Annotated in this window: 19 protein-coding genes; 15 read left to right on the plus strand and 4 right to left on the minus strand. The window is 60.1% G+C overall.

Annotated features, from left to right (window positions below; genetic code table 11):
* The first annotated feature begins 270 nt into the window (after positions 1 to 270).
* The 5 genes from C4J94_RS06755 to ispD all read left to right on the plus strand — a co-directional run bounded on the left by C4J94_RS06755 (position 271) and on the right by ispD (position 5,353).
* Positions 271 to 1,902, plus strand: coding sequence for a CTP synthase (locus C4J94_RS06755; RefSeq protein ID WP_034118464.1), 1,632 nt, complete (start codon positions 271 to 273; stop codon positions 1,900 to 1,902).
* Between the two features lie 5 nt (positions 1,903 to 1,907).
* Entirely contained in the window at positions 1,908 to 2,753 is an 846-nt protein-coding gene (kdsA, locus tag C4J94_RS06760; RefSeq protein ID WP_124385460.1) for a 3-deoxy-8-phosphooctulonate synthase, read from the plus strand.
* Positions 2,754 to 2,909: 156 nt separating this feature from the next.
* Positions 2,910 to 4,199, plus strand: coding sequence for a phosphopyruvate hydratase (gene eno / locus C4J94_RS06765; RefSeq protein WP_104501953.1), 1,290 nt, complete (start codon positions 2,910 to 2,912; stop codon positions 4,197 to 4,199).
* A 171-nt stretch (positions 4,200 to 4,370) separates the two neighbouring features.
* Positions 4,371 to 4,649 (plus strand): cell division protein FtsB, encoded by a 279-nt coding sequence (gene ftsB, locus C4J94_RS06770; RefSeq protein ID WP_057723188.1) that lies wholly within the window; start codon positions 4,371 to 4,373, stop codon positions 4,647 to 4,649.
* Complete coding sequence (ispD, locus tag C4J94_RS06775) at positions 4,646 to 5,353, plus strand: 2-C-methyl-D-erythritol 4-phosphate cytidylyltransferase (protein ID WP_124385461.1); 708 nt, start codon at positions 4,646 to 4,648, stop codon at positions 5,351 to 5,353. Before ftsB ends, ispD begins: the two co-directional genes overlap by 4 nt.
* A gap of 117 nt (positions 5,354 to 5,470) precedes the next feature.
* Here the strand turns inward: ispD and C4J94_RS06780 are convergent, their stop codons facing one another.
* A complete protein-coding gene (locus tag C4J94_RS06780; protein WP_124385462.1) occupies positions 5,471 to 6,367 on the minus strand; it encodes a LysR substrate-binding domain-containing protein in 897 nt (298 codons plus the stop codon).
* A 108-nt stretch (positions 6,368 to 6,475) separates the two neighbouring features.
* Here C4J94_RS06780 and C4J94_RS06785 point away from each other — a divergent pair, with 108 nt between their 5' ends.
* The 8 genes from C4J94_RS06785 to rpoS all read left to right on the plus strand — a co-directional run bounded on the left by C4J94_RS06785 (position 6,476) and on the right by rpoS (position 13,596).
* Positions 6,476 to 7,588: an S-(hydroxymethyl)glutathione dehydrogenase/class III alcohol dehydrogenase gene (locus tag C4J94_RS06785; protein ID WP_124385463.1), complete on the plus strand. Its 1,113-nt coding sequence runs from the start codon at positions 6,476 to 6,478 to the stop codon at positions 7,586 to 7,588.
* An 8-nt stretch (positions 7,589 to 7,596) separates the two neighbouring features.
* Positions 7,597 to 8,442, plus strand: coding sequence for an S-formylglutathione hydrolase (gene fghA, locus C4J94_RS06790; RefSeq protein ID WP_124385464.1), 846 nt, complete (start codon positions 7,597 to 7,599; stop codon positions 8,440 to 8,442).
* Between the two features lie 54 nt (positions 8,443 to 8,496).
* Positions 8,497 to 8,970 carry a 2-C-methyl-D-erythritol 2,4-cyclodiphosphate synthase gene (gene ispF, locus C4J94_RS06795; RefSeq protein WP_124385465.1) on the plus strand — a complete coding sequence of 158 codons (474 nt, stop codon included), beginning with the start codon at positions 8,497 to 8,499 and terminating at the stop codon, positions 8,968 to 8,970.
* Entirely contained in the window at positions 8,967 to 10,025 is a 1,059-nt protein-coding gene (truD, locus tag C4J94_RS06800; RefSeq protein WP_124385466.1) for a tRNA pseudouridine(13) synthase TruD, read from the plus strand. The genes ispF and truD overlap by 4 nt, the downstream gene beginning before the upstream one ends.
* Complete coding sequence (gene surE, locus C4J94_RS06805) at positions 10,013 to 10,762, plus strand: 5'/3'-nucleotidase SurE (protein WP_124385467.1); 750 nt, start codon at positions 10,013 to 10,015, stop codon at positions 10,760 to 10,762. The genes truD and surE overlap by 13 nt, the downstream gene beginning before the upstream one ends.
* Before the next feature lie 41 nt (positions 10,763 to 10,803).
* A complete protein-coding gene (locus C4J94_RS06810) occupies positions 10,804 to 11,439 on the plus strand; it encodes a protein-L-isoaspartate(D-aspartate) O-methyltransferase (protein ID WP_169850588.1) in 636 nt (211 codons plus the stop codon).
* Positions 11,440 to 11,646: 207 nt separating this feature from the next.
* Entirely contained in the window at positions 11,647 to 12,483 is an 837-nt protein-coding gene (locus C4J94_RS06815) for a peptidoglycan DD-metalloendopeptidase family protein (RefSeq protein ID WP_124385468.1), read from the plus strand.
* 105 nt (positions 12,484 to 12,588) lie between these two features.
* On the plus strand, positions 12,589 to 13,596 hold the full coding sequence (rpoS, locus tag C4J94_RS06820) for an RNA polymerase sigma factor RpoS (protein WP_065951955.1): 1,008 nt from the start codon (positions 12,589 to 12,591) through the stop codon (positions 13,594 to 13,596).
* Between the two features lie 219 nt (positions 13,597 to 13,815).
* On the opposite strand, the gene C4J94_RS06825 is transcribed toward rpoS, so the two are convergent.
* Positions 13,816 to 14,025 (minus strand): cold-shock protein, encoded by a 210-nt coding sequence (locus tag C4J94_RS06825; protein WP_002554837.1) that lies wholly within the window; start codon positions 14,023 to 14,025, stop codon positions 13,816 to 13,818.
* A gap of 387 nt (positions 14,026 to 14,412) precedes the next feature.
* Between C4J94_RS06825 and dcd the strand changes: the two genes are divergently transcribed.
* Positions 14,413 to 14,979: a dCTP deaminase gene (gene dcd / locus C4J94_RS06830; RefSeq protein ID WP_003172320.1), complete on the plus strand. Its 567-nt coding sequence runs from the start codon at positions 14,413 to 14,415 to the stop codon at positions 14,977 to 14,979.
* Between the two features lie 108 nt (positions 14,980 to 15,087).
* Positions 15,088 to 15,285, plus strand: a complete 198-nt coding sequence (locus C4J94_RS06835) for a hypothetical protein (RefSeq protein ID WP_057723177.1) — start codon at positions 15,088 to 15,090, stop codon at positions 15,283 to 15,285.
* 19 nt (positions 15,286 to 15,304) lie between these two features.
* On the opposite strand, the gene pdeM is transcribed toward C4J94_RS06835, so the two are convergent.
* Positions 15,305 to 15,955 carry a ligase-associated DNA damage response endonuclease PdeM gene (gene pdeM, locus C4J94_RS06840; RefSeq protein ID WP_124385469.1) on the minus strand — a complete coding sequence of 217 codons (651 nt, stop codon included), beginning with the start codon at positions 15,953 to 15,955 and terminating at the stop codon, positions 15,305 to 15,307.
* Entirely contained in the window at positions 15,955 to 18,435 is a 2,481-nt protein-coding gene (locus tag C4J94_RS06845; RefSeq protein WP_124385470.1) for a ligase-associated DNA damage response DEXH box helicase, read from the minus strand. Before C4J94_RS06845 ends, pdeM begins: the two co-directional genes overlap by 1 nt.
* Positions 18,436 to 18,457: the final 22 nt, after the last annotated feature.

The raw sequence follows: 18,457 nt of genomic DNA on the forward strand, positions 1-18,457 counted from the left end.
AGCCTTTCCGGTAGACTACGCTCCCTTCTTGATACAACTTCTGTGGATTCGCCTGAATCGCAGCAGTTGCCGATTACCAAGCAGTCTTTGCTGGGCGATTCCAAAAAATGTGTAGCGATCAACGTACCGGTGTTCCACTGCTGGTCTGTCACAACGCGGCGGTTTTTTTGAAAGGTGCACTGTGATTAATGCAGGTGATCGGGGGCTTCGGCCTCTCTTCGCTTTCCCCGGCGGCTCGTACCGCTTTAACGCAGACTTCTAGGGTTTTTCATGACGCGCTACATATTCGTCACGGGCGGTGTTGTTTCTTCATTGGGGAAAGGCATTGCCTCCGCTTCATTGGCGGCCATCCTGGAGGCGCGGGGGCTTAAAGTCACCATGCTCAAGCTGGACCCGTACATCAACGTCGACCCGGGCACCATGAGCCCGTTCCAGCACGGTGAAGTGTTCGTCACCCATGACGGCGCCGAGACCGACCTGGACCTGGGCCACTACGAGCGGTTCATCCGCACGACTATGACCCAGAACAACAACTTCACCACCGGCCGTGTCTACGAGCACGTGCTGCGCAAGGAGCGCCGTGGTGACTACCTGGGTGCAACCATCCAGGTGATCCCGCACATCACTGACGAAATCAAGCGCCGCATCATCAAGGGTGCAGGCGATGCCGACGTGGCGATGGTCGAGATCGGTGGCACCGTGGGTGACATCGAATCCCAACCGTTCCTCGAAGCCATCCGTCAGTTGCGTTTCGAAGTCGGTGCCAAGCGCGCGATGCTGATGCACCTCACCCTGGTGCCGTACATCGCCACTGCCGGCGAAACCAAGACCAAGCCAACCCAGCACTCGGTCAAGGAACTGCGTTCCATTGGCCTGCAGCCGGACGTGCTGGTCTGCCGCTCCGATCACCCGATCGATATTTCCTCGCGTCGCAAGATCGCGCAGTTCACCAACGTTGAAGAACGTGCGGTGATCGCCCTGGAAGACGCCGACACCATCTACAAGATCCCGGGCATCCTGCACTCCCAGGGCCTGGATGATTTTGTCGTCGAGCGTTTCGGCCTGCAGTGCAATGGCGCGGACCTGTCCGAGTGGGAAGCCGTGGTCGACGCCAAGCTCAACCCTGAGCACGAAGTCACCATCGCCATGGTCGGCAAGTACATGGAACTGCTGGACGCGTACAAGTCGCTGATCGAAGCGATGAGCCACGCAGGTATTAGCAACCGTACCAAGGTCAACCTGCGCTACATCGACTCCGAAGACATCGAGAACCAGGGCACCGCGCTGCTTGAAGGCGTGGACGCAATCCTCGTTCCTGGCGGTTTCGGCCTGCGTGGCGTGGAAGGCAAGATCACTGCGGTGCAATACGCTCGCGAGAACAAGGTGCCGTACCTGGGTATCTGCCTGGGCATGCAAGTGGCCGTCATCGAGTTCGCCCGTAACGTGCTGGGCTGGAAAGACGCCAACTCCACCGAGTTCGATCACACCAGCGGCCACCCGGTCGTAGGCTTGATCACCGAGTGGGAAGACGCCACCGGCGCCGTTGAAACCCGCACTGAAACGTCCGACCTGGGCGGCACCATGCGTCTTGGCGCACAGGATTGCCTGCTGGAAGCCGGTTCCCTGGTACACGACTGCTACGGCAAGGACGTGATCGTCGAGCGTCACCGTCATCGCTACGAAGTGAACAACAACCTGCTGCCGCAGATCAAGGAAGCAGGCCTGAAGATTTCCGGTCGCTCCGGTGATGGCAAGCTGGTTGAAGTGGTCGAGGCACCGGATCATCCATGGTTCGTGGCCTGCCAGTTCCACCCCGAGTTCACCTCGACGCCGCGCGACGGTCACCCGTTGTTCAGCGGTTTCGTCAAAGCTGCACTGACGCAACATCAGAAGAAGGCATAACCCTGATGGCCCAGAAGATCATTCGCGTAGGCGACATCGAAATTGCCAACGACAAGCCCATGGTGCTGTTCGGCGGCATGAACGTGCTGGAAAGCCGCGACATGGCGATGCAGGTCTGTGAAGAGTACGTGCGGGTTACCCAGAAGCTGGGTATTCCCTATGTATTCAAGGCCAGCTTCGACAAGGCCAACCGTTCGTCCGTGACCTCCTATCGCGGCCCGGGCCTTGAAGAAGGCATGCGGATCTTCCAGGACATCAAGCAAGCCTTCGGCGTGCCGATCATCACCGACGTCCACGAGCCCGAGCAGGCTGCCGTGGTCGCCGAGGTGTGCGACATCATCCAGTTGCCGGCCTTCCTGTCGCGCCAGACCGACCTCGTGGTCGCCATGGCCAAGACCGGCGCGGTGATCAATATCAAGAAAGCCCAGTTCCTCGCGCCCCAGGAAATGAAACATATCCTGAACAAATGCGTGGAAGCGGGTAACGACCAGTTGATCCTGTGCGAGCGTGGTTCGAGCTTCGGCTATAACAACCTCGTGGTGGACATGCTCGGTTTCGGCATCATGAAACAGTTCGAATACCCGGTGTTCTTCGACGTGACCCACGCGCTGCAAATGCCCGGTGGTCGCTCGGACTCCGCCGGTGGGCGTCGTGCCCAGGTTACCGACCTGGCCAAGGCGGGCATCAGCCAGTCCCTGGCCGGTCTGTTCCTGGAAGCCCACCCGGACCCGGACAATGCCAAGTGCGACGGCCCTTGCGCCCTGCGCCTGGACAAGCTGGAGCCGTTCCTGGCCCAGCTCAAGCAGTTGGACGAACTGGTCAAGAGTTTTCCGACGGTAGAGACCGCGTAAGCGTCGTTTCTCCGGTAGAATTTCCCACGCTTTATGCTCAGGCCCCAGGCCTGAGCCTTGCCGTCTGCAAGCCTGCCCTGTTGTTCCACCCTTGCGGTCGGTCAAAAGATTTCCTTCAGCTGCGTCGTTTTCGTCAACTTTGGAGTGTTCACAACAATGGCAAAAATCGTCGACATCAAAGGTCGTGAAGTTCTCGACTCCCGTGGCAACCCCACCGTCGAAGCCGACGTGCTTCTCGATAACGGCATCATCGGCAGCGCCTGCGCGCCGTCCGGTGCTTCCACCGGTTCGCGCGAAGCGCTGGAACTGCGTGATGGCGACAAGAGCCGTTACCTGGGCAAGGGTGTACTCAAGGCCGTAGCCAACATCAACGGCCCGATCCGTGACCTGCTGCTGGGCAAGGACCCGCTGGACCAGAAAGCCCTGGACCACGCGATGATCAAGCTCGACGGCACCGAAAACAAAGGCAGCCTGGGCGCCAACGCCATCCTCGCCGTGTCCCTGGCCGCCGCCAAGGCCGCCGCCCAGGACCAGGACCTGCCGCTGTACGCACACATCGCCAACCTGAACGGCACGCCGGGTGTTTACTCGATGCCGGTGCCGATGATGAACATCATCAACGGTGGCGAGCACGCCGATAACAACGTCGACATCCAGGAGTTCATGGTGCAGCCGGTTGGCGCCAAGACCTTCTCCGAAGGCCTGCGCATGGGCACCGAGATTTTCCATCACCTCAAGGCTGTGCTGAAGGCCCGTGGCCTGAGCACTGCGGTCGGTGACGAAGGTGGTTTCGCGCCGAACCTGGCGTCCAACGAAGATGCACTCAAAGTGATCTCCGAAGCCGTGGCCAACGCTGGCTACAAGCTGGGCACCGACGTGACCCTGGCCCTGGACTGCGCGGCCAGCGAATTCTATGAAGACGGCAAGTACAACCTGTCCGGCGAGGGCCAGGTGTTCAATTCCGAAGGTTTTGCTGAATACCTGAAGGGCCTGACCCAGCGCTACCCGATCATTTCGATCGAAGACGGCCTGGATGAGTCCGACTGGGACGGCTGGAAAATCCTCACCGACAAGATCGGCGAAAAAATCCAGTTGGTGGGCGACGACCTGTTCGTGACCAACACCAAGATCCTGAAAGAAGGCATCGACAAGAAGATCGCCAACTCGATCCTGATCAAGTTCAACCAGATCGGCACCCTGACCGAAACCCTGGAAGCCATCCAGATGGCCAAGGCTGCGGGCTACACTGCCGTGATCTCGCACCGTTCCGGCGAAACCGAAGATTCGACCATTGCCGACCTGGCCGTGGGCACCTCGGCAGGCCAGATCAAGACCGGTTCCCTGTGCCGTTCCGACCGCGTGTCCAAGTACAACCAATTGCTGCGCATCGAAGAACAATTGGCGGGTAAAGCCAAGTACAACGGTCGCAGCGAGTTTCGCGGCTGAGCAGTAAATGGTACAAAGTTGGCTGATTGCGTCGCAAATTTCACGACAGTGGGAATTTCGGCGCTAATCTGCTGACTGACAAGCACAAGCCTGGTTTATCCAGGCTTCGTGCTATCAGTTGCTGCAAAAGGTTTGCATGACTGTCTTTTTTCAACGGATACCCGGATTTCAATGCGCAGTCCCAATTGGTTGTTTCTCGTCTTGCTCTTGTTGCTGGCTGGCCTGCAGTACCGCCTATGGGTCGGTAACGGCAGCTTTGCGCAGGTGGAAGAGCTGACCCAGCAAATTGCCGACCAGCACGCTGAAAACGAACGCCTGCTGGAGCGCAACCGCGTGCTTGACGCCGAAGTGCTTGAGCTGAAAAAAGGTACGGAGACCGTCGAAGAGCGGGCTCGTCATGAGCTGGGCATGGTCAAGGAGGGCGAAACCCTCTACCAGTTGGCCCAATGAACACCGATTTGCCGGCCTTCTGGGCCGTGATTCCGGCCGCGGGTGTGGGTGCCCGTATGGCCGCCGACCGTCCCAAGCAGTATCTGCAACTGGGCGGGCGCACCATTCTTGAACACAGCCTTGGCTGTTTCCTTGACCATCCTGCGCTGAAAGGGCTGGTGGTCAGTCTTGCAGTTGATGATCCTTACTGGTCCGGCCTGGCGTGTGCCGCTGACCCGCGTATTCACCGTGCGGACGGCGGCTCGGAGCGTTCAGGTTCCGTGCTCAATGCGTTGCTGCAACTCAATGCCCTGGGCGCCAGTGATGATGACTGGGTGCTGGTGCACGATGCCGCGCGGCCCAATCTGAGCCGAGATGATCTCGACAAGCTATTGGCTGAGCTGGCTGACGATCCGGTAGGTGGCCTGCTGGCGGTGCCGGCCCGTGACACCCTCAAGCGCGTCGACAAGCACGGCCGTGTGGTCGAAACCGTTGACCGTCGCCTGATCTGGCAAGCCTACACGCCGCAGATGTTCCGCCTGGGCGCCTTGCACCGCGCGTTGGCTGACAGCCTGGTGGCCGACGCGGTGATCACCGATGAAGCCTCCGCCATGGAATGGTCCGGTCAGGCGCCGCGGTTGATCGAGGGGCGTTCGGACAACCTCAAGGTGACCCGGCCGGAAGATCTTGAGTGGCTACGGCTGCGCTGGGCCAACCGCAGGTAGTCGGTCGCACCGCGTCGACTTCATCGCAGGCAAGCCAGCTCTCACAGTTGATTGGGTTCACAGACAAAATGTGGGAGGGGGCTTGCCCCCGATGCGGCCTGACCAGGCAACAAATAATCACCCGCTATATTCCGGCCTCCCAGCCAACCCTTCCTTCAAGAAATCCACCAACTTCCTGACCTTCGGCGATAAATGCCGTTGCTGCGGATACAGCGCCCACACCGCTGTATTCGGTGGCTGATGCGCCTCCAGCAGCGACACCAGCGCGCCACTGTACAGATGCTCCAGCACGTAATAGTCCGGCAACTGGCACAGCCCCATGCCCTGCAGCGCGGCATCCAGTACCGCCTGCCCACTGTTGCAGCGCCAGTTACCCTGCACCCGCTGGGAAAATTCGCGTCCGTCCTGGGCCAGTTGCCAGATATCCGAACTGCCGACCAGGCAGTTGTGCCGAGTCAATTCCGACAAACTGTGTGGCCGGCCGTACCGAGCGAGGTAGGAAGGTGACGCGCACAAATACATGCGTCGCGCAGCCAGGCGGCTGGCAACCATGCGCGAGTCTTGCAGGCGACCGAGGCGAATCGCCAGGTCGAGCCCTTCGTGCACCAGGTCCAGCTGGCGGTTACTCAGCTCGATATCGACGCGCAACTGCGGATAAAGCGCCATGAACTGGGTCACAAGCGGCACGATAAAGCGTTCGCCATACGCCACGGCGCAGGTCATGCGCAGCATGCCCTTGGGTTCGCTGGTCAGGTCGCCCACCGCACGCAAGGCTTCTTCGCGACCGTCCTGCAAACGTTGGCAATGTTGCAGGAAGGTCTGGCCCGCTTCGGTTAGTGTGACCTTGCGCGTACTGCGGTAGAGCAGACGCGTTTGCAGCCGCTCTTCCAGGCGCGCCACCTGGCGGCTGATATGGGACGACGATACCCCCAGGCGCTCGGCCGCCGCGGTGAATTGGCTGCATTCGGCCACGGCGACAAACTCATCGATGCCTTCCCAGCGGTTCTCCAGCATGGCTATTGTCCCTGTACAGCAATAATGTTTTGCTTTCGTCTGGATTATTAATCAGTGAGCCATGTTTTACACTGATTCAATCAACTTTTACTCCATGGAGAAACCCGGATGATCAAGTCCCGCGCCGCCGTAGCCTTCGAAGCCAAGAAGCCCCTCGAAATTGTGGAAGTCGATGTCGCCATGCCCAAGGCCGGCGAAGTGCTGTTGCGTGTGGTCGCGTCCGGCGTTTGCCATACCGACGCCTACACCCTTTCAGGTGCAGACCCGGAAGGTATCTTCCCGTCGATCCTTGGTCATGAAGGCGGCGCGGTGGTTGAGGCCATTGGTGAAGGCGTGACTTCGGTTGCCGTTGGCGACCATGTAATCCCGCTGTACACCCCGGAATGCGGCCAGTGCAAATTCTGCCGGTCAGGCAAGACCAACCTGTGCCAAGCCATCCGCTCCACCCAGGGCAAGGGCTTGATGCCTGACGGCACTACGCGTTTTTCCTACAAAGGCCAGCCGATTTTTCATTACATGGGTACCTCGACGTTCTCCGAGTACACCGTGTTGCCAGAAATTTCGGTCGCCAAGATTCCCAAAGAAGCGCCGCTGGAAAAGGTTTGCCTGCTGGGATGTGGCGTGACCACCGGTATCGGCGCGGTGATCAACACCGCCAAGGTCAAGCCGGGCGACACCGTGGCCATCTTCGGTTTGGGCGGTATCGGCCTCTCGGCGGTCATTGGCGCGGTGAAAGCCAAGGCGGGTCGCATCATTGCCATCGACATCAACCCGGCCAAGTTCGAAATCGCCAAGCAACTGGGCGCTACCGATTGCATCAACCCGAAAGACTATGACCGCCCGATTCAGGACGTGATTGTCGATCTGACCGATGGCGGCGTGGACTTTTCCTTCGAGTGCATCGGCAATGTTCAACTGATGCGTGCGGCCCTGGAGTGCTGTCATAAAGGTTGGGGTGAGTCGGTGATCATTGGCGTGGCCGGTGCCGGCCAGGAAATCGCCACTCGTCCATTCCAACTGGTGACCGGCCGCGTCTGGCGCGGTTCGGCCTTCGGCGGCGTGCGCGGGCGTACCGAATTGCCAAGCTACGTGGAAATGGCCCAGACCGGCGAGATCCCGCTGGACACCTTTATCACCCACACCATGGGCCTGGAAGACATCAACAAAGCGTTTGATCTGATGCATGAAGGCAAGAGCATTCGTACCGTCATTCATTTCTGAGGTCGGCCATGAGTCTGGAAAACCTGTCCTGCCAGAAAAGCTTCGGTGGCTGGCACAAACGCTATAAACATCACTCCGATGTGCTCGATTGCGACATGACCTTCGCGGTCTACCTGCCGCCGCAAGCGGAGCAGGGCGGCAAGCTGCCAGTGCTGTACTGGTTGTCCGGCTTGACCTGCACCGACGAGAACTTCATGCAAAAGGCCGGTGCTCACCGTATGGCAGCCGAGCTGGGCTTGATCATCGTGGCACCGGATACCAGTCCGCGCGGCCCCGGTGTGCCAGATGACCCGGACAACGCCTGGGACTTCGGCCTGGGCGCTGGTTTCTACCTCAATGCTACCCAGGAACCCTGGGCCAGGCATTATCGGATGCACGATTACGTGGTGCAGGAATTGCCGGCGTTGGTAGAGGCGCATTTTCCCGCTTCGGACAAGCGGGGCATCAGCGGCCACTCGATGGGCGGCCATGGTGCGCTGGTCTGCGCGCTGCGCAACCCGGGGCGTTACCAGTCTGTGTCGGCGTTTTCGCCGATCAACAATCCGATGGATTGCCCCTGGGGCCAGAAAGCCTTCTCCCGTTACCTGGGCGAAGAGCGCTCGAAGTGGCGTGAATGGGACGCCAGCGTGCTGATCAGCGAAGCGTCGGAACAGTTGCCGCTGTTGGTCGACCAGGGCGATCGCGACGATTTCCTTGCGGTGCAGCTCAAGCCCGAGGCCCTGCAGCAAGCGGCCAAGGCGGCCGGCCATCCGCTGGAACTGCGGCTGCAGCCTGGCTACGACCACAGCTACTTCTTTATCGCCAGCTTCATCGACGACCATTTGCGCCATCATGGTCGTGCTTTGCTCGGTTAATCCGAGGCAAAAGTAGGTAGAATCACGCCCTGAATTAAATCGGGGCGTTTTTTTATGCGTATTGGCCATGGCTACGATGTGCACCGTTTCGCTGAAGGCGATTTCATCACTTTGGGCGGCGTGCGTATCGCGCACCACCATGGGCTGCTGGCTCATTCCGACGGCGACGTTGTGTTGCACGCGTTGAGCGATGCGCTGCTCGGCGCAGCGGCGCTGGGTGATATCGGCAAGCACTTTCCAGACACCGACCCTACCTTCAAGGGCGCGGACAGCCGTGTCCTGCTGCGCCATGTCGTCGGCTTGATCCACGCCAAGGGCTGGAAGGTCGGCAACGTCGATAACACCATCGTGGCCCAGGCACCCAAAATGGCCCCGCATATCGAATCGATGCGTGCCCTGATTGCCGCCGACCTGCAAATAGAAGTGGACCAAGTGAACGTGAAAGCCACCACCACCGAAAAGCTCGGGTTTACCGGTCGGGAAGAGGGCATCGCCGTGCACTCCGTCGCCTTGTTGCTGCGCGCATGAATGAACTTCAATTGCTCGGCCCGCGTGCCTATGGCGAAGCATTGGGCAGCGCGGTCCTGAAGGCCACCGCCGAAGATTTCCAGGTGGACGAAGTGCTCGACATCCCGCTGACCGGCGAAGGCGAGCACCTGTGGTTGTGGGTGGAGAAGCGCGGCCTGAATACCGAGGAAGCGGCGCGGCGTATCGCCAAGGCGGCTGGCGTGCCCTTGCGCACCGTCAGCTATGCCGGGCTCAAGGATCGCCAGGCATTGACCCGTCAGTGGTTCAGCGTGCAATTGCCCGGCAAGGCCGACCCGGACTTGAGTGCCGCCGAGAACGACACCCTCAGGATCCTGAAAACCGCCCGGCACAAACGCAAGCTGCAGCGCGGTGCGCATGCGGCCAATGGCTTTACTTTGCGCCTGACCCAGTTGGCCGGCGATACCGCCGCCATCGATGCGCGTCTGCAATTGATCGCCCAGCACGGTATTCCCAACTATTTCGGTACCCAGCGCTTTGGCCATAACGGCGGCAACGTCGTCGACGCCCGTGACTGGGCGGCTCGCAAGGCCTTGCCGGAACAGCGCAATGTGCGTTCTCGGCTGCTGTCCACTGCCCGCAGCTTTCTGTTCAACAAAGTGTTGGCGGCGCGTGTCGCTGACGGTTCCTGGCAGCGCGCCCAGGTCGGCGACCTGCTGGCCTTCACCGACAGCCGCAGTTTTTTCCCCGCGGGGGAGGCTGAATGCAACGACCCACGCCTGGCGATCCTGGACCTGCATCCCACCGGCCCGCAGTGGGGTGAAGGTGACTCGCCGGCGAAAGGTCTTACATACGAATTGGAACAATCTGTCGCCGCCGGAGAAGCCGACTTGCGTGATTGGCTGGTAAACGCGGGTATGAGCCAAGAACGTCGCATTCTGCGACTGCCCATTGGCGGGTTGACGTGGCATTATCCCGGGCCTGACATTCTGCAATTGGAATTCGTCCTGCCGGCTGGATGCTTCGCCACTGTATTGGTGCGCGAGCTTGTTGATCTGGTGCCGGTGGGGCCGACGGACAACCCATGCGTATTCTGATATCAAACGATGACGGTGCCACCGCACCCGGCCTCGCCGCGCTTCATGCTGCGCTGGCGGATTACGCCGAGTGCGTGGTGGTGGCCCCCGACCAGGACAAGAGCGGCGCCAGCAGTTCGCTGACGCTCGACCGTCCGTTGCACCCCAAAATCCTGGCCAATGGCTTCATCAGCGTGAACGGCACCCCCACCGACTGCGTGCACCTGGCGATCAACAGCTTGCTGGAGCACGCGCCGGACCTGGTGGTGTCGGGCATCAACCTGGGCGCGAACCTGGGCGATGACGTGCTGTATTCCGGCACCGTAGCGGCAGCCCTTGAAGGGCGCTTTCTCGGTGGTATCGGGTTCGCATTTTCCTTCGCCTCGCGGCAGCTGGACAATTTGGCGACGGCGGCGTATTACGCTCGCAAGCTGGTAGAGGCGCACGGTTCCCTGGACCTGCCGCCGCGAACCGTGCTCAACGTCAATATTCCCAACTTGCCTCTCGACCATATTCGCGGCATCCAGCTGACGCGGCTGGGGCATCGTGCCCGTGCGGCGGCACCGTTGAAGGTGGTCGACCCGCGTGGCAAGGAAGGCTACTGGATCGCAGCGGCCGGCGACGCCGAGGATGGGGGCGAGGGCACGGACTTTCATGCGGTGATGCAAGGTTATGTATCGATTACTCCGTTGCAATTCGATCGCACCTTCAGTGATGCCTTCAGTGGTCTTGATGGCTGGCTGGAGGGACTGCGCTGATGGCTCGTGAACAAGACGACCTGCTGCGCCGTGGCATCGGGATGACCTCCCAGCGCACGCGTGAACGTTTGATCCAGCGTCTGTACGAAGAAGGCTTGTCCAACGCGCAGGTACTGGAAGTGATCCGGCGCACGCCTCGGCACCTGTTTGTCGACGAAGCCCTGGCGCACCGCGCCTACGAAGATACGGCGTTGCCGATCGGGCACAACCAGACCATCTCCCAGCCTTATATGGTCGCCCGCATGAGCGAACTGTTGCTGGCCGCAGGGCCGTTGGACAAGGTGCTGGAAATCGGCACTGGCTCCGGCTACCAGACTGCCGTGTTGTCGCAACTGGTCGAGCGGGTGTTCTCGGTTGAGCGCATCAAGGTGCTGCAGGACCGCGCCAAGGAGCGACTGGTGGAGCTGAACCTGCGTAACGTGGTGTTTCGCTGGGGTGATGGCTGGGAAGGCTGGCCGGCGCTGGCGCCTTACAACGGCATTATTGTCACTGCGGTGGCCACCGATGTGCCGCAAGCGTTGCTGGATCAACTGGCGCCCGGCGGCCGGTTGGTCATCCCGGTGGGCTCCGGTGAAGTGCAACAATTGATGCTCATTATCCGAGAGGACGAGGGCTTTTCCCGGCATGTGCTGGGGGCGGTGCGGTTCGTGCCGCTGCTCAACGGCCCGCTGGCCTAATCATTTATTTCCAGGCAGTGAATTCCATAGACGCGGATGTGTCTTACAGCGGGGTCTATAGATTCAACAGCTGGGAGCCGCTATTAAGCATGATGAATTTTTCGTTTCAGTCATGTGCCGGTAAAAAGCCAATGCCCCGTTATACTTGCGTCATATTTCAAGCCTGATACAGGCGTTAACGTTCAGCCACCACAAAGGGAGCGGCGGGTGAGTCTCACAGGTCCTGCGCAGCGAATGAGTAAAACAAGCTTTCAGCGACTGGTGCTTGGCCTTGTCTTGAGTTCCTTACTGGCAGCCTGCTCGAGCACGCCATCCGGCGGTGCGCGCGTGGTGGACCGCACGAATGCGGCGCCGCAGAACCCCACGGTGACCACTGGCCAATACGTGGTGCGCAAGGGCGACACGCTGTTCTCGATTGCCTTCCGTTATGGTTGGGATTACAAGGCGCTCGCAGCCCGTAACAACATTCCTGTGCCTTATACGATACATCCGGGGCAGACAATTCGCTTCGATGGCCGCACCGGTTCGGCGTCTACGGCAGTTGTGACAAAGTCAGGATCTTCGCCTTCCTCGTCGAGCAAAACTACCGTCATTACTCGGCCTGCAGGCACCGTTGCGCCTGCGGTTGCGGGCAAGCCGGCACCCGCGCCGTTGCCACCTGCAGGGCCCGCGCCGACCGGTTGGGGATGGCCCTCCAATGGCGTATTGATTGGAAAATTCTCTTCAAACGGCAGTTTGAATAAAGGCATTGATATCGCCGGGGATTTGGGACAGCCTGTTTTGGCTGCGTCTGATGGGACAGTGGTGTACGCCGGGAGTGGTCTACGGGGCTACGGCGAGCTGGTCATCATCAAACACAGCGACACCTACGTCAGTGCCTACGGTCATAACCGCAGGTTGTTGGTTCGGGAGGGGCAGCAGGTCAAGGTCGGACAGACAATTGCCGAGATGGGTTCAACGGGTACAGACCGGGTGAAACTGCACTTTGAGATTCGCCGCCAAGGGAAGCCTGTAGATCCACTGCAATTCCTACCCCGCCGTTGATGTGTTGCCAGCCTGTTCCCTCACGTAGAAGGAACAGGCTCCAGCGTTGCCAAGGATAAAGGCGTCGCTTGAGCTTGAGGTCGAACTCACCAAAGGACTATAACAATGGCTCTCAGTAAAGAAGCGCCGGAGTTTGACATCGACGATGAGGTTCTCCTTATGGAGGCCGGTATCGCTACGGAAACGATGTCAGATAATGAGGGGGCGTCACCACCTTCAGTTCGCACCAAATCCAAAAACTCCTCCGCGTTAAAGCAGCACAAGTACATTGATTACACACGGGCGCTCGACGCGACCCAGCTGTACCTCAATGAAATCGGCTTTTCCCCTCTGCTCACCCCTGAAGAAGAAGTCCATTTTGCGCGTCTGTCGCAAAAGGGTGATCCGGCTGGGCGCAAACGCATGATTGAAAGCAACCTGCGCCTGGTGGTCAAGATCGCCCGGCGCTACGTCAATCGCGGATTGTCGCTGCTGGACCTGATCGAGGAGGGCAACCTGGGCTTGATCCGGGCGGTGGAAAAGTTCGACCCTGAGCGGGGCTTTCGTTTCTCGACCTATGCCACCTGGTGGATTCGCCAGACCATCGAACGGGCGATCATGAATCAGACCCGCACGATCCGGTTGCCGATCCATGTGGTCAAGGAGCTCAACGTATACCTGCGGGCAGCGCGCGAGCTGACACAAAAACTCGATCATGAACCTTCGCCCGAAGAAATCGCCAACCTGCTGGAAAAACCGGTAGGGGAGGTCAAGCGCATGCTCGGCCTGAATGAGCGTGTGTCTTCGGTCGATGTCTCGCTGGGTCCGGATTCGGATAAAACCTTGCTGGACACCCTGACGGATGATCGCCCAACAGATCCGTGCGAGCTGTTGCAGGATGATGATCTGTCCCAAAGCATCGACCAATGGCTGTCGGAGCTCACCGACAAGCAGCGTGAAGTGGTGATTCGCCGCTTCGGCCTGCGCGGCCATGAGAGCAGCACCCTGGAGGACGTAGGCCTGGAGATCGGTCTGACCCGTGAGCGGGTTCGGCAGATCCAGGTAGAGGGGCTCAAGCGCTTGCGCGAGATCCTTGAGAAGAACGGCTTGTCGAGTGAGTCGTTGTTCCAATAAGCGCTGCAGCTTGAATGCTTGAATGCTTGAATGTGGGAGGGGGCTTGCCCCCGATAGCGGTGGGTCAGTCAATGCAATATCGACTGCCGCATCGCTATCGGGGGCAAGCCCCCTCCCACATTTTTTGTGCCTGGCATTAGGTGAGCGTGAATACCAAATTGCAGGCATAAAAAAACCCCGCTTTTGAGGGCGGGGTCTTTTCGACTAAGTCAGTACAAGTTAGATAACTTGAACTTCTTCAGCTTGCATGCCTTTCTGACCGCGGGTAGCGATGAAAGAAACCTGTTGGCCTTCTTTCAGGCTTTTGAAGCCGTCGGATTGGATAGCTTTGAAGTGAACGAACAGGTCGTCACCGGATTGTGGAGTGATGAAGCCGAAGCCTTTTTCATCGTTGAACCACTTAACGGTACCAGTTTGGCGATTAGACATGGTGTAACTCCTTGAACAAAGTTAACTGCGACTCAGGAAAAGCCCTGGCCGAGACTGAGTGCAAAGAGCAGGAAAAATTCTTGGAGATGGTTGGATCGAAATTCAACATATCGTGTAGAGATTCTCAGTGACACAAGCAACACAGTGACGCCACCTTAACCCTTTTTCCGGAACGTGCCAATGGTATTTCCGAAGGTTTCTCTATTTTCGTGACTGGCGGTGGTATTTATTGTCCAGCAAAGCCGTGACAACAGCCCCGGCCCCGCTGGCTGCGGGTTATACACGCCAGTGCATTCGTCATTAAAAGCCCTGCGCCCTTTGAACCCCATCGCCGGCCCCGGTAAGATGCCCCACAGAATTTTTTCACCTCGCATTCAGGACATCGCCATGAGCATCAAATCGGACAAGTGGATTCGCCGCATGGCGCAGGAACACGGCATGATCGAACCGTTCGTTGAGCGCCAGATTCGTGGCGAAGGCGACGACCGCGTTATTTCGTACGGGGTTTCCAGCTATGGCTACGATGTGCGCTGCGCCGATGAATTCAAGGTGTTCACCAATATCAACTCGGCGATTGTCGACCCGAAGAATTTCGATGAAAAAAGCTTCGTCGACGTCAAGAGCGATGTCTGCATCATCCCGCCGAACTCCTTTGCCCTGGCCCGCACCGTGGAATTCTTCCGCATCCCGCGCGACGTACTGACCATCTGCCTGGGCAAAAGCACCTATGCCCGTTGCGGCATCATCGTCAACGTGACGCCGCTGGAACCCGAGTGGGAAGGTCACGTGACCCTGGAGTTCTCCAATACCACTACCTTGCCGGCGAAAATCTACGCCAACGAAGGCGTGGCACAGATGCTGTTCCTGCAGTCCGACGAAGCGTGCGAAGTGTCCTACAAGGACCGCGCTGGCAAGTACCAGGGCCAGCGCGGCGTCACTCTCCCACGCGCTTGATCGAAAGCTCCTACGGGCAAAGGGAATTAGTCTGCGGAAATTGACTCTATCTAGGTGTACTGCCTCGGCGCGTGTAAAACGCGCCGAGCCACGCTTGAGGAGTGCCCTATGAAGATCAACCCGCGAATCAGCGCAGAACTTGCCCGGCTTGAACCCAACCAGATTGGTGTTCTGGCCTGGTCCCTGATGGCCGATCCTGCTTATGCAGGCGGCATCCCTGGTCAACCTGAACCGGACTATCCGCAGCCTACCGAGCCGGGTGAACCGACCCTGCCGGATGAGCCGCCTCCCTCGCCCGTTGCCTGATCGCGGGACGCATTGCGCTTCATTGAACCGGCCAGACCTCATGATCGCCGATCACGAAGATTCGGCGCTCATTGTCCAGCTCCACCGCGTAACCGCCGGTAAACGCGCCAAACGCCGGTAGCAGGCTGACGTGCTGGCCAATCTGGAAGCACGGCAGGCGTAAACTCTGGCGGCCCCTGCCGCGCAAGCGATACACCGGATGAACATGCCCCGCCAGCACATGGTGGCTGGGATGGGCATCCGGCTCGTGCTGCAGAGCGAACGGCCCCATCAGTAGAGGCTCCTGCACCACCTCGATGCCCAAGTCGGCAGGCGGGTCTCCGGCGCGTTGATCGTGATTGCCGCGAATCAGCGTGAGCGGCAACGCGGCATGTCGCCCTCGCCACGCCCTGAGCGCGCCCAGGGTGCCGCTGGCGTGGGAGCCTGGGCCATGAAGGAAATCGCCCAGGAAGATCACCCGCTCGCATGTAAATGCCGACAGTAACCGGTCCAGGCGCCGCAGGTTTTCGCTGGTGGTGCCTTGCGGCACCGGTTGCCCGAGGCTTCGATAAGCCGAAGCCTTGCCGAAGTGCGCGTCGGCGATCAACAGGCTTTGGCGTGCTGGCCAATACACCGCCTTGTCCGCCAGCAACCACAATTGCTCACCCTCGAGCGTTATCGGACACATCATCAAGCTTTCCCCCTGTCCGCGACTTTTTCCAGGTCCTTGACCATCCGCGCAATGCGCTCCGAGAGTTTTTCCGAACTCAGGCTTTCGCGCATCCGCTCCACCAGCAGTGGGAAGGCCAGGGGGGTAGGCCGCTGGATTACATGCAGGTCCAGTTGCAGCGCTGACAGGCGCAGTAATGTCTCTTCCAGCCGCTGAATGTCCAGTTCATTGCGCAGGACTTCTTCCCCAGCCTGGGTCAGCAGCAGGTTCTGCGGATCATATTGTTTGAACACTTCGAAGAACAAACCACTGGAAGCCTGTACCTGCCGAGTACTTTTCGGTGCCCCGGGATAACCGGCGAACACCAGCCCTGCGATGCGCGCAATTTCCCTGAAACGTCGCAACGCCAATTCACCGGCGTTGAGGCTGGCTGCCACATCCGTCAGCAAATCCTGTGGGCTGAGCAGCGCCTCGTTCAATAGGGCGGGCCAGTGCAGCTCGGTGGCGCTCAGCAGCTCGAGCCCATAATCATTGACGGCAATGGAAAAGGTCACCGGTTGCTGCCGGCTGACCCGCCATGCCAGCAGGCTCGCCAGCCCAAGATGCACCTGGCGTCCGGCGAAGGGGTAGAGAAACAGGTGCCAGCCTTCGCGCGACTTGAGCGCCTCCGCGAGCAAGTGATCGCGAGTCGGCAGGCCGGACCAACGCAGTTGTGTCAGCAAAAGCGGCTGCACCGCCTGCATTTCCGGGCCCTCGAACCGGCCTTGAGCCGCGGCATCGAAGCGCTCGATCACCGCCTGCGCCAGTTCATTGGAAAGCGGCATGCGCCCGCCATTCCAGCGTGGCACGGCGGCTTTTTTCGCGGTGCTGCGGCGTACATAGGCGGTCATGTTTTCCACGCGCACCAACTCCAGCAGGCGTCCGGCGAACAAAAAGCCGTCTCCCGGCTTGAGTCGCGCAATAAAGCCTTCCTCGACGCTGCCGAGGTTCTTGCCGCCACCGCCTTTGCTCCAGTACTTCAGATGGATACTCGCATCGCTGACGATAGTGCCCACGCTCATGCGATGACGGCGCGCCAATCGCGCATCGGGAACGCGCCAGATGCCGTGTTCGTCGGGCTCTACGCGGCGGTAATCCGGGTAAGTGGTGAGCGACAGCCCGCCATGGCGCACGAAGGCCAGGGCCCAGGCCCAATCGGCGTCGGTAAGCTCGCGGTAGGCCCAGGCACCGCGCACCTCCGCCAGCAGTGCATCAGGGATGAACCCGCCGCCCAGGGCCATGCTGACCAAATGTTGTACCAGCACGTCTAACGGTTTGTGGGGCGATTCTCGGCCTTCGATGCGCCGCTGGGCAATCGCATCCTTCGCGGCGGCGGCTTCCACCAGTTCCAGGCTGTGGGTCGGCACCAGTGTCACCCGTGAGGGCCGCCCTGGTGCATGCCCCGAGCGGCCGGCGCGTTGCATCAGGCGCGCCACGCCCTTGGCCGAGCCGATCTGCAGCACCCGCTCCACCGGCAGGAAATCCACGCCCAGATCCAGGCTTGAGGTACAGACTACCGCCTTGAGCTGGCCTTCTTTGAGCGCGCGTTCCACCCAGTCACGGGTCTCCCGTGACAGCGAGCCGTGATGCAGCGCTATCAGGCCGGCCCAGTCCGGCCTGGCCTCCAGCAGGGCCTGGTACCAGATTTCCGACTGCGCGCGGGTATTGGTGAATACCAGGCAACTGCTGCTGGCGTCCACTTCAGCCACCACTTGCGGCAGCATTTTCAAACCAATATGCCCGGCCCACGGAAAGCGTTCGGCGACCGGCGGAAGCAGGGTGTCGACCAGCAGCTGTTTAACCGTTTGCCCCTGCACATTGACCCCGCCACCGTGTGGGACCAGTACATCCAGCGCGTGAGCCTGGTTACCCAAAGTCGCGGAAATACCCCACACCAGCAATTCGGGGTGCCAGCGCCGCAGCCGCGCCAACGCCAATTGCAGTTGCACGCCGCGTTTATTGCCGATCAGTTCATGCCATTCGTCCACCACGACCATGCGCAGGTGCCCCAGGCTGACCTCACTGTCGGCGCGCGCCAGCATCAGCGTCAGGCTTTCCGGGGTGGTGATCAGCGTGGTGGGCTGACGGCGGGTCTGGCGGGCGCGTTCGCTGCTGCTGGTGTCGCCCGTGCGCAGGCCGACACTCCACGGGATCTGCAGGGTCGCCAGCGGCGCTTCGAGGGCGCGCGCAGTGTCGGCGGCCAGAGCGCGCATCGGCGTGATCCACAACACGGTCAGCGGTTCGGCCGGTGCCTTGCGCTTGCCGGCAGCGGGTGGGCGGGTAATGGCGAAACGATTGAGCGCTGCGAACCACAGTGCGTAGGTTTTACCCGCGCCGGTACTCGCGTGAAGCAAACCTGACTGGCCGTCCTTGACGGCCTTCCACACCTCTTTCTGAAACGCGAACGGACGCCAGCCTCGGGTAGCAAACCATTGTTTCGCAAAATCGACGGGTTTTGCCATGCGGCAACTGACGCTCTGGAGA

The organism is Pseudomonas sp. R5-89-07 (assembly GCF_003851685.1).
Lineage (GTDB): Bacteria > Pseudomonadota > Gammaproteobacteria > Pseudomonadales > Pseudomonadaceae > Aquipseudomonas.

Excerpts from the sequence above, each read along its gene's own strand:
- C4J94_RS06755 (WP_034118464.1), top strand. The coding sequence starts at position 271 with ATGACGCGCTACATATTCGTCACGGGCGGTGTTGTTTCTTCATTGGGG.
- kdsA (WP_124385460.1), top strand. The coding sequence starts at position 1,908 with ATGGCCCAGAAGATCATTCGCGTAGGCGACATCGAAATTGCCAACGAC.
- eno (WP_104501953.1), top strand. The coding sequence starts at position 2,910 with ATGGCAAAAATCGTCGACATCAAAGGTCGTGAAGTTCTCGACTCCCGT.
- ftsB (WP_057723188.1), top strand. The coding sequence starts at position 4,371 with ATGCGCAGTCCCAATTGGTTGTTTCTCGTCTTGCTCTTGTTGCTGGCT.
- ispD (WP_124385461.1), top strand. The coding sequence starts at position 4,646 with ATGAACACCGATTTGCCGGCCTTCTGGGCCGTGATTCCGGCCGCGGGT.
- C4J94_RS06780 (WP_124385462.1), bottom strand. The coding sequence starts at position 6,367 with ATGCTGGAGAACCGCTGGGAAGGCATCGATGAGTTTGTCGCCGTGGCC.
- C4J94_RS06785 (WP_124385463.1), top strand. The coding sequence starts at position 6,476 with ATGATCAAGTCCCGCGCCGCCGTAGCCTTCGAAGCCAAGAAGCCCCTC.
- fghA (WP_124385464.1), top strand. The coding sequence starts at position 7,597 with ATGAGTCTGGAAAACCTGTCCTGCCAGAAAAGCTTCGGTGGCTGGCAC.
- ispF (WP_124385465.1), top strand. The coding sequence starts at position 8,497 with ATGCGTATTGGCCATGGCTACGATGTGCACCGTTTCGCTGAAGGCGAT.
- truD (WP_124385466.1), top strand. The coding sequence starts at position 8,967 with ATGAATGAACTTCAATTGCTCGGCCCGCGTGCCTATGGCGAAGCATTG.
- surE (WP_124385467.1), top strand. The coding sequence starts at position 10,013 with ATGCGTATTCTGATATCAAACGATGACGGTGCCACCGCACCCGGCCTC.
- C4J94_RS06810 (WP_169850588.1), top strand. The coding sequence starts at position 10,804 with ATGACCTCCCAGCGCACGCGTGAACGTTTGATCCAGCGTCTGTACGAA.
- rpoS (WP_065951955.1), top strand. The coding sequence starts at position 12,589 with ATGGCTCTCAGTAAAGAAGCGCCGGAGTTTGACATCGACGATGAGGTT.
- C4J94_RS06825 (WP_002554837.1), bottom strand. The coding sequence starts at position 14,025 with ATGTCTAATCGCCAAACTGGTACCGTTAAGTGGTTCAACGATGAAAAA.
- dcd (WP_003172320.1), top strand. The coding sequence starts at position 14,413 with ATGAGCATCAAATCGGACAAGTGGATTCGCCGCATGGCGCAGGAACAC.
- C4J94_RS06835 (WP_057723177.1), top strand. The coding sequence starts at position 15,088 with ATGAAGATCAACCCGCGAATCAGCGCAGAACTTGCCCGGCTTGAACCC.
- pdeM (WP_124385469.1), bottom strand. The coding sequence starts at position 15,955 with ATGATGTGTCCGATAACGCTCGAGGGTGAGCAATTGTGGTTGCTGGCG.
- C4J94_RS06845 (WP_124385470.1), bottom strand. The coding sequence starts at position 18,435 with ATGGCAAAACCCGTCGATTTTGCGAAACAATGGTTTGCTACCCGAGGC.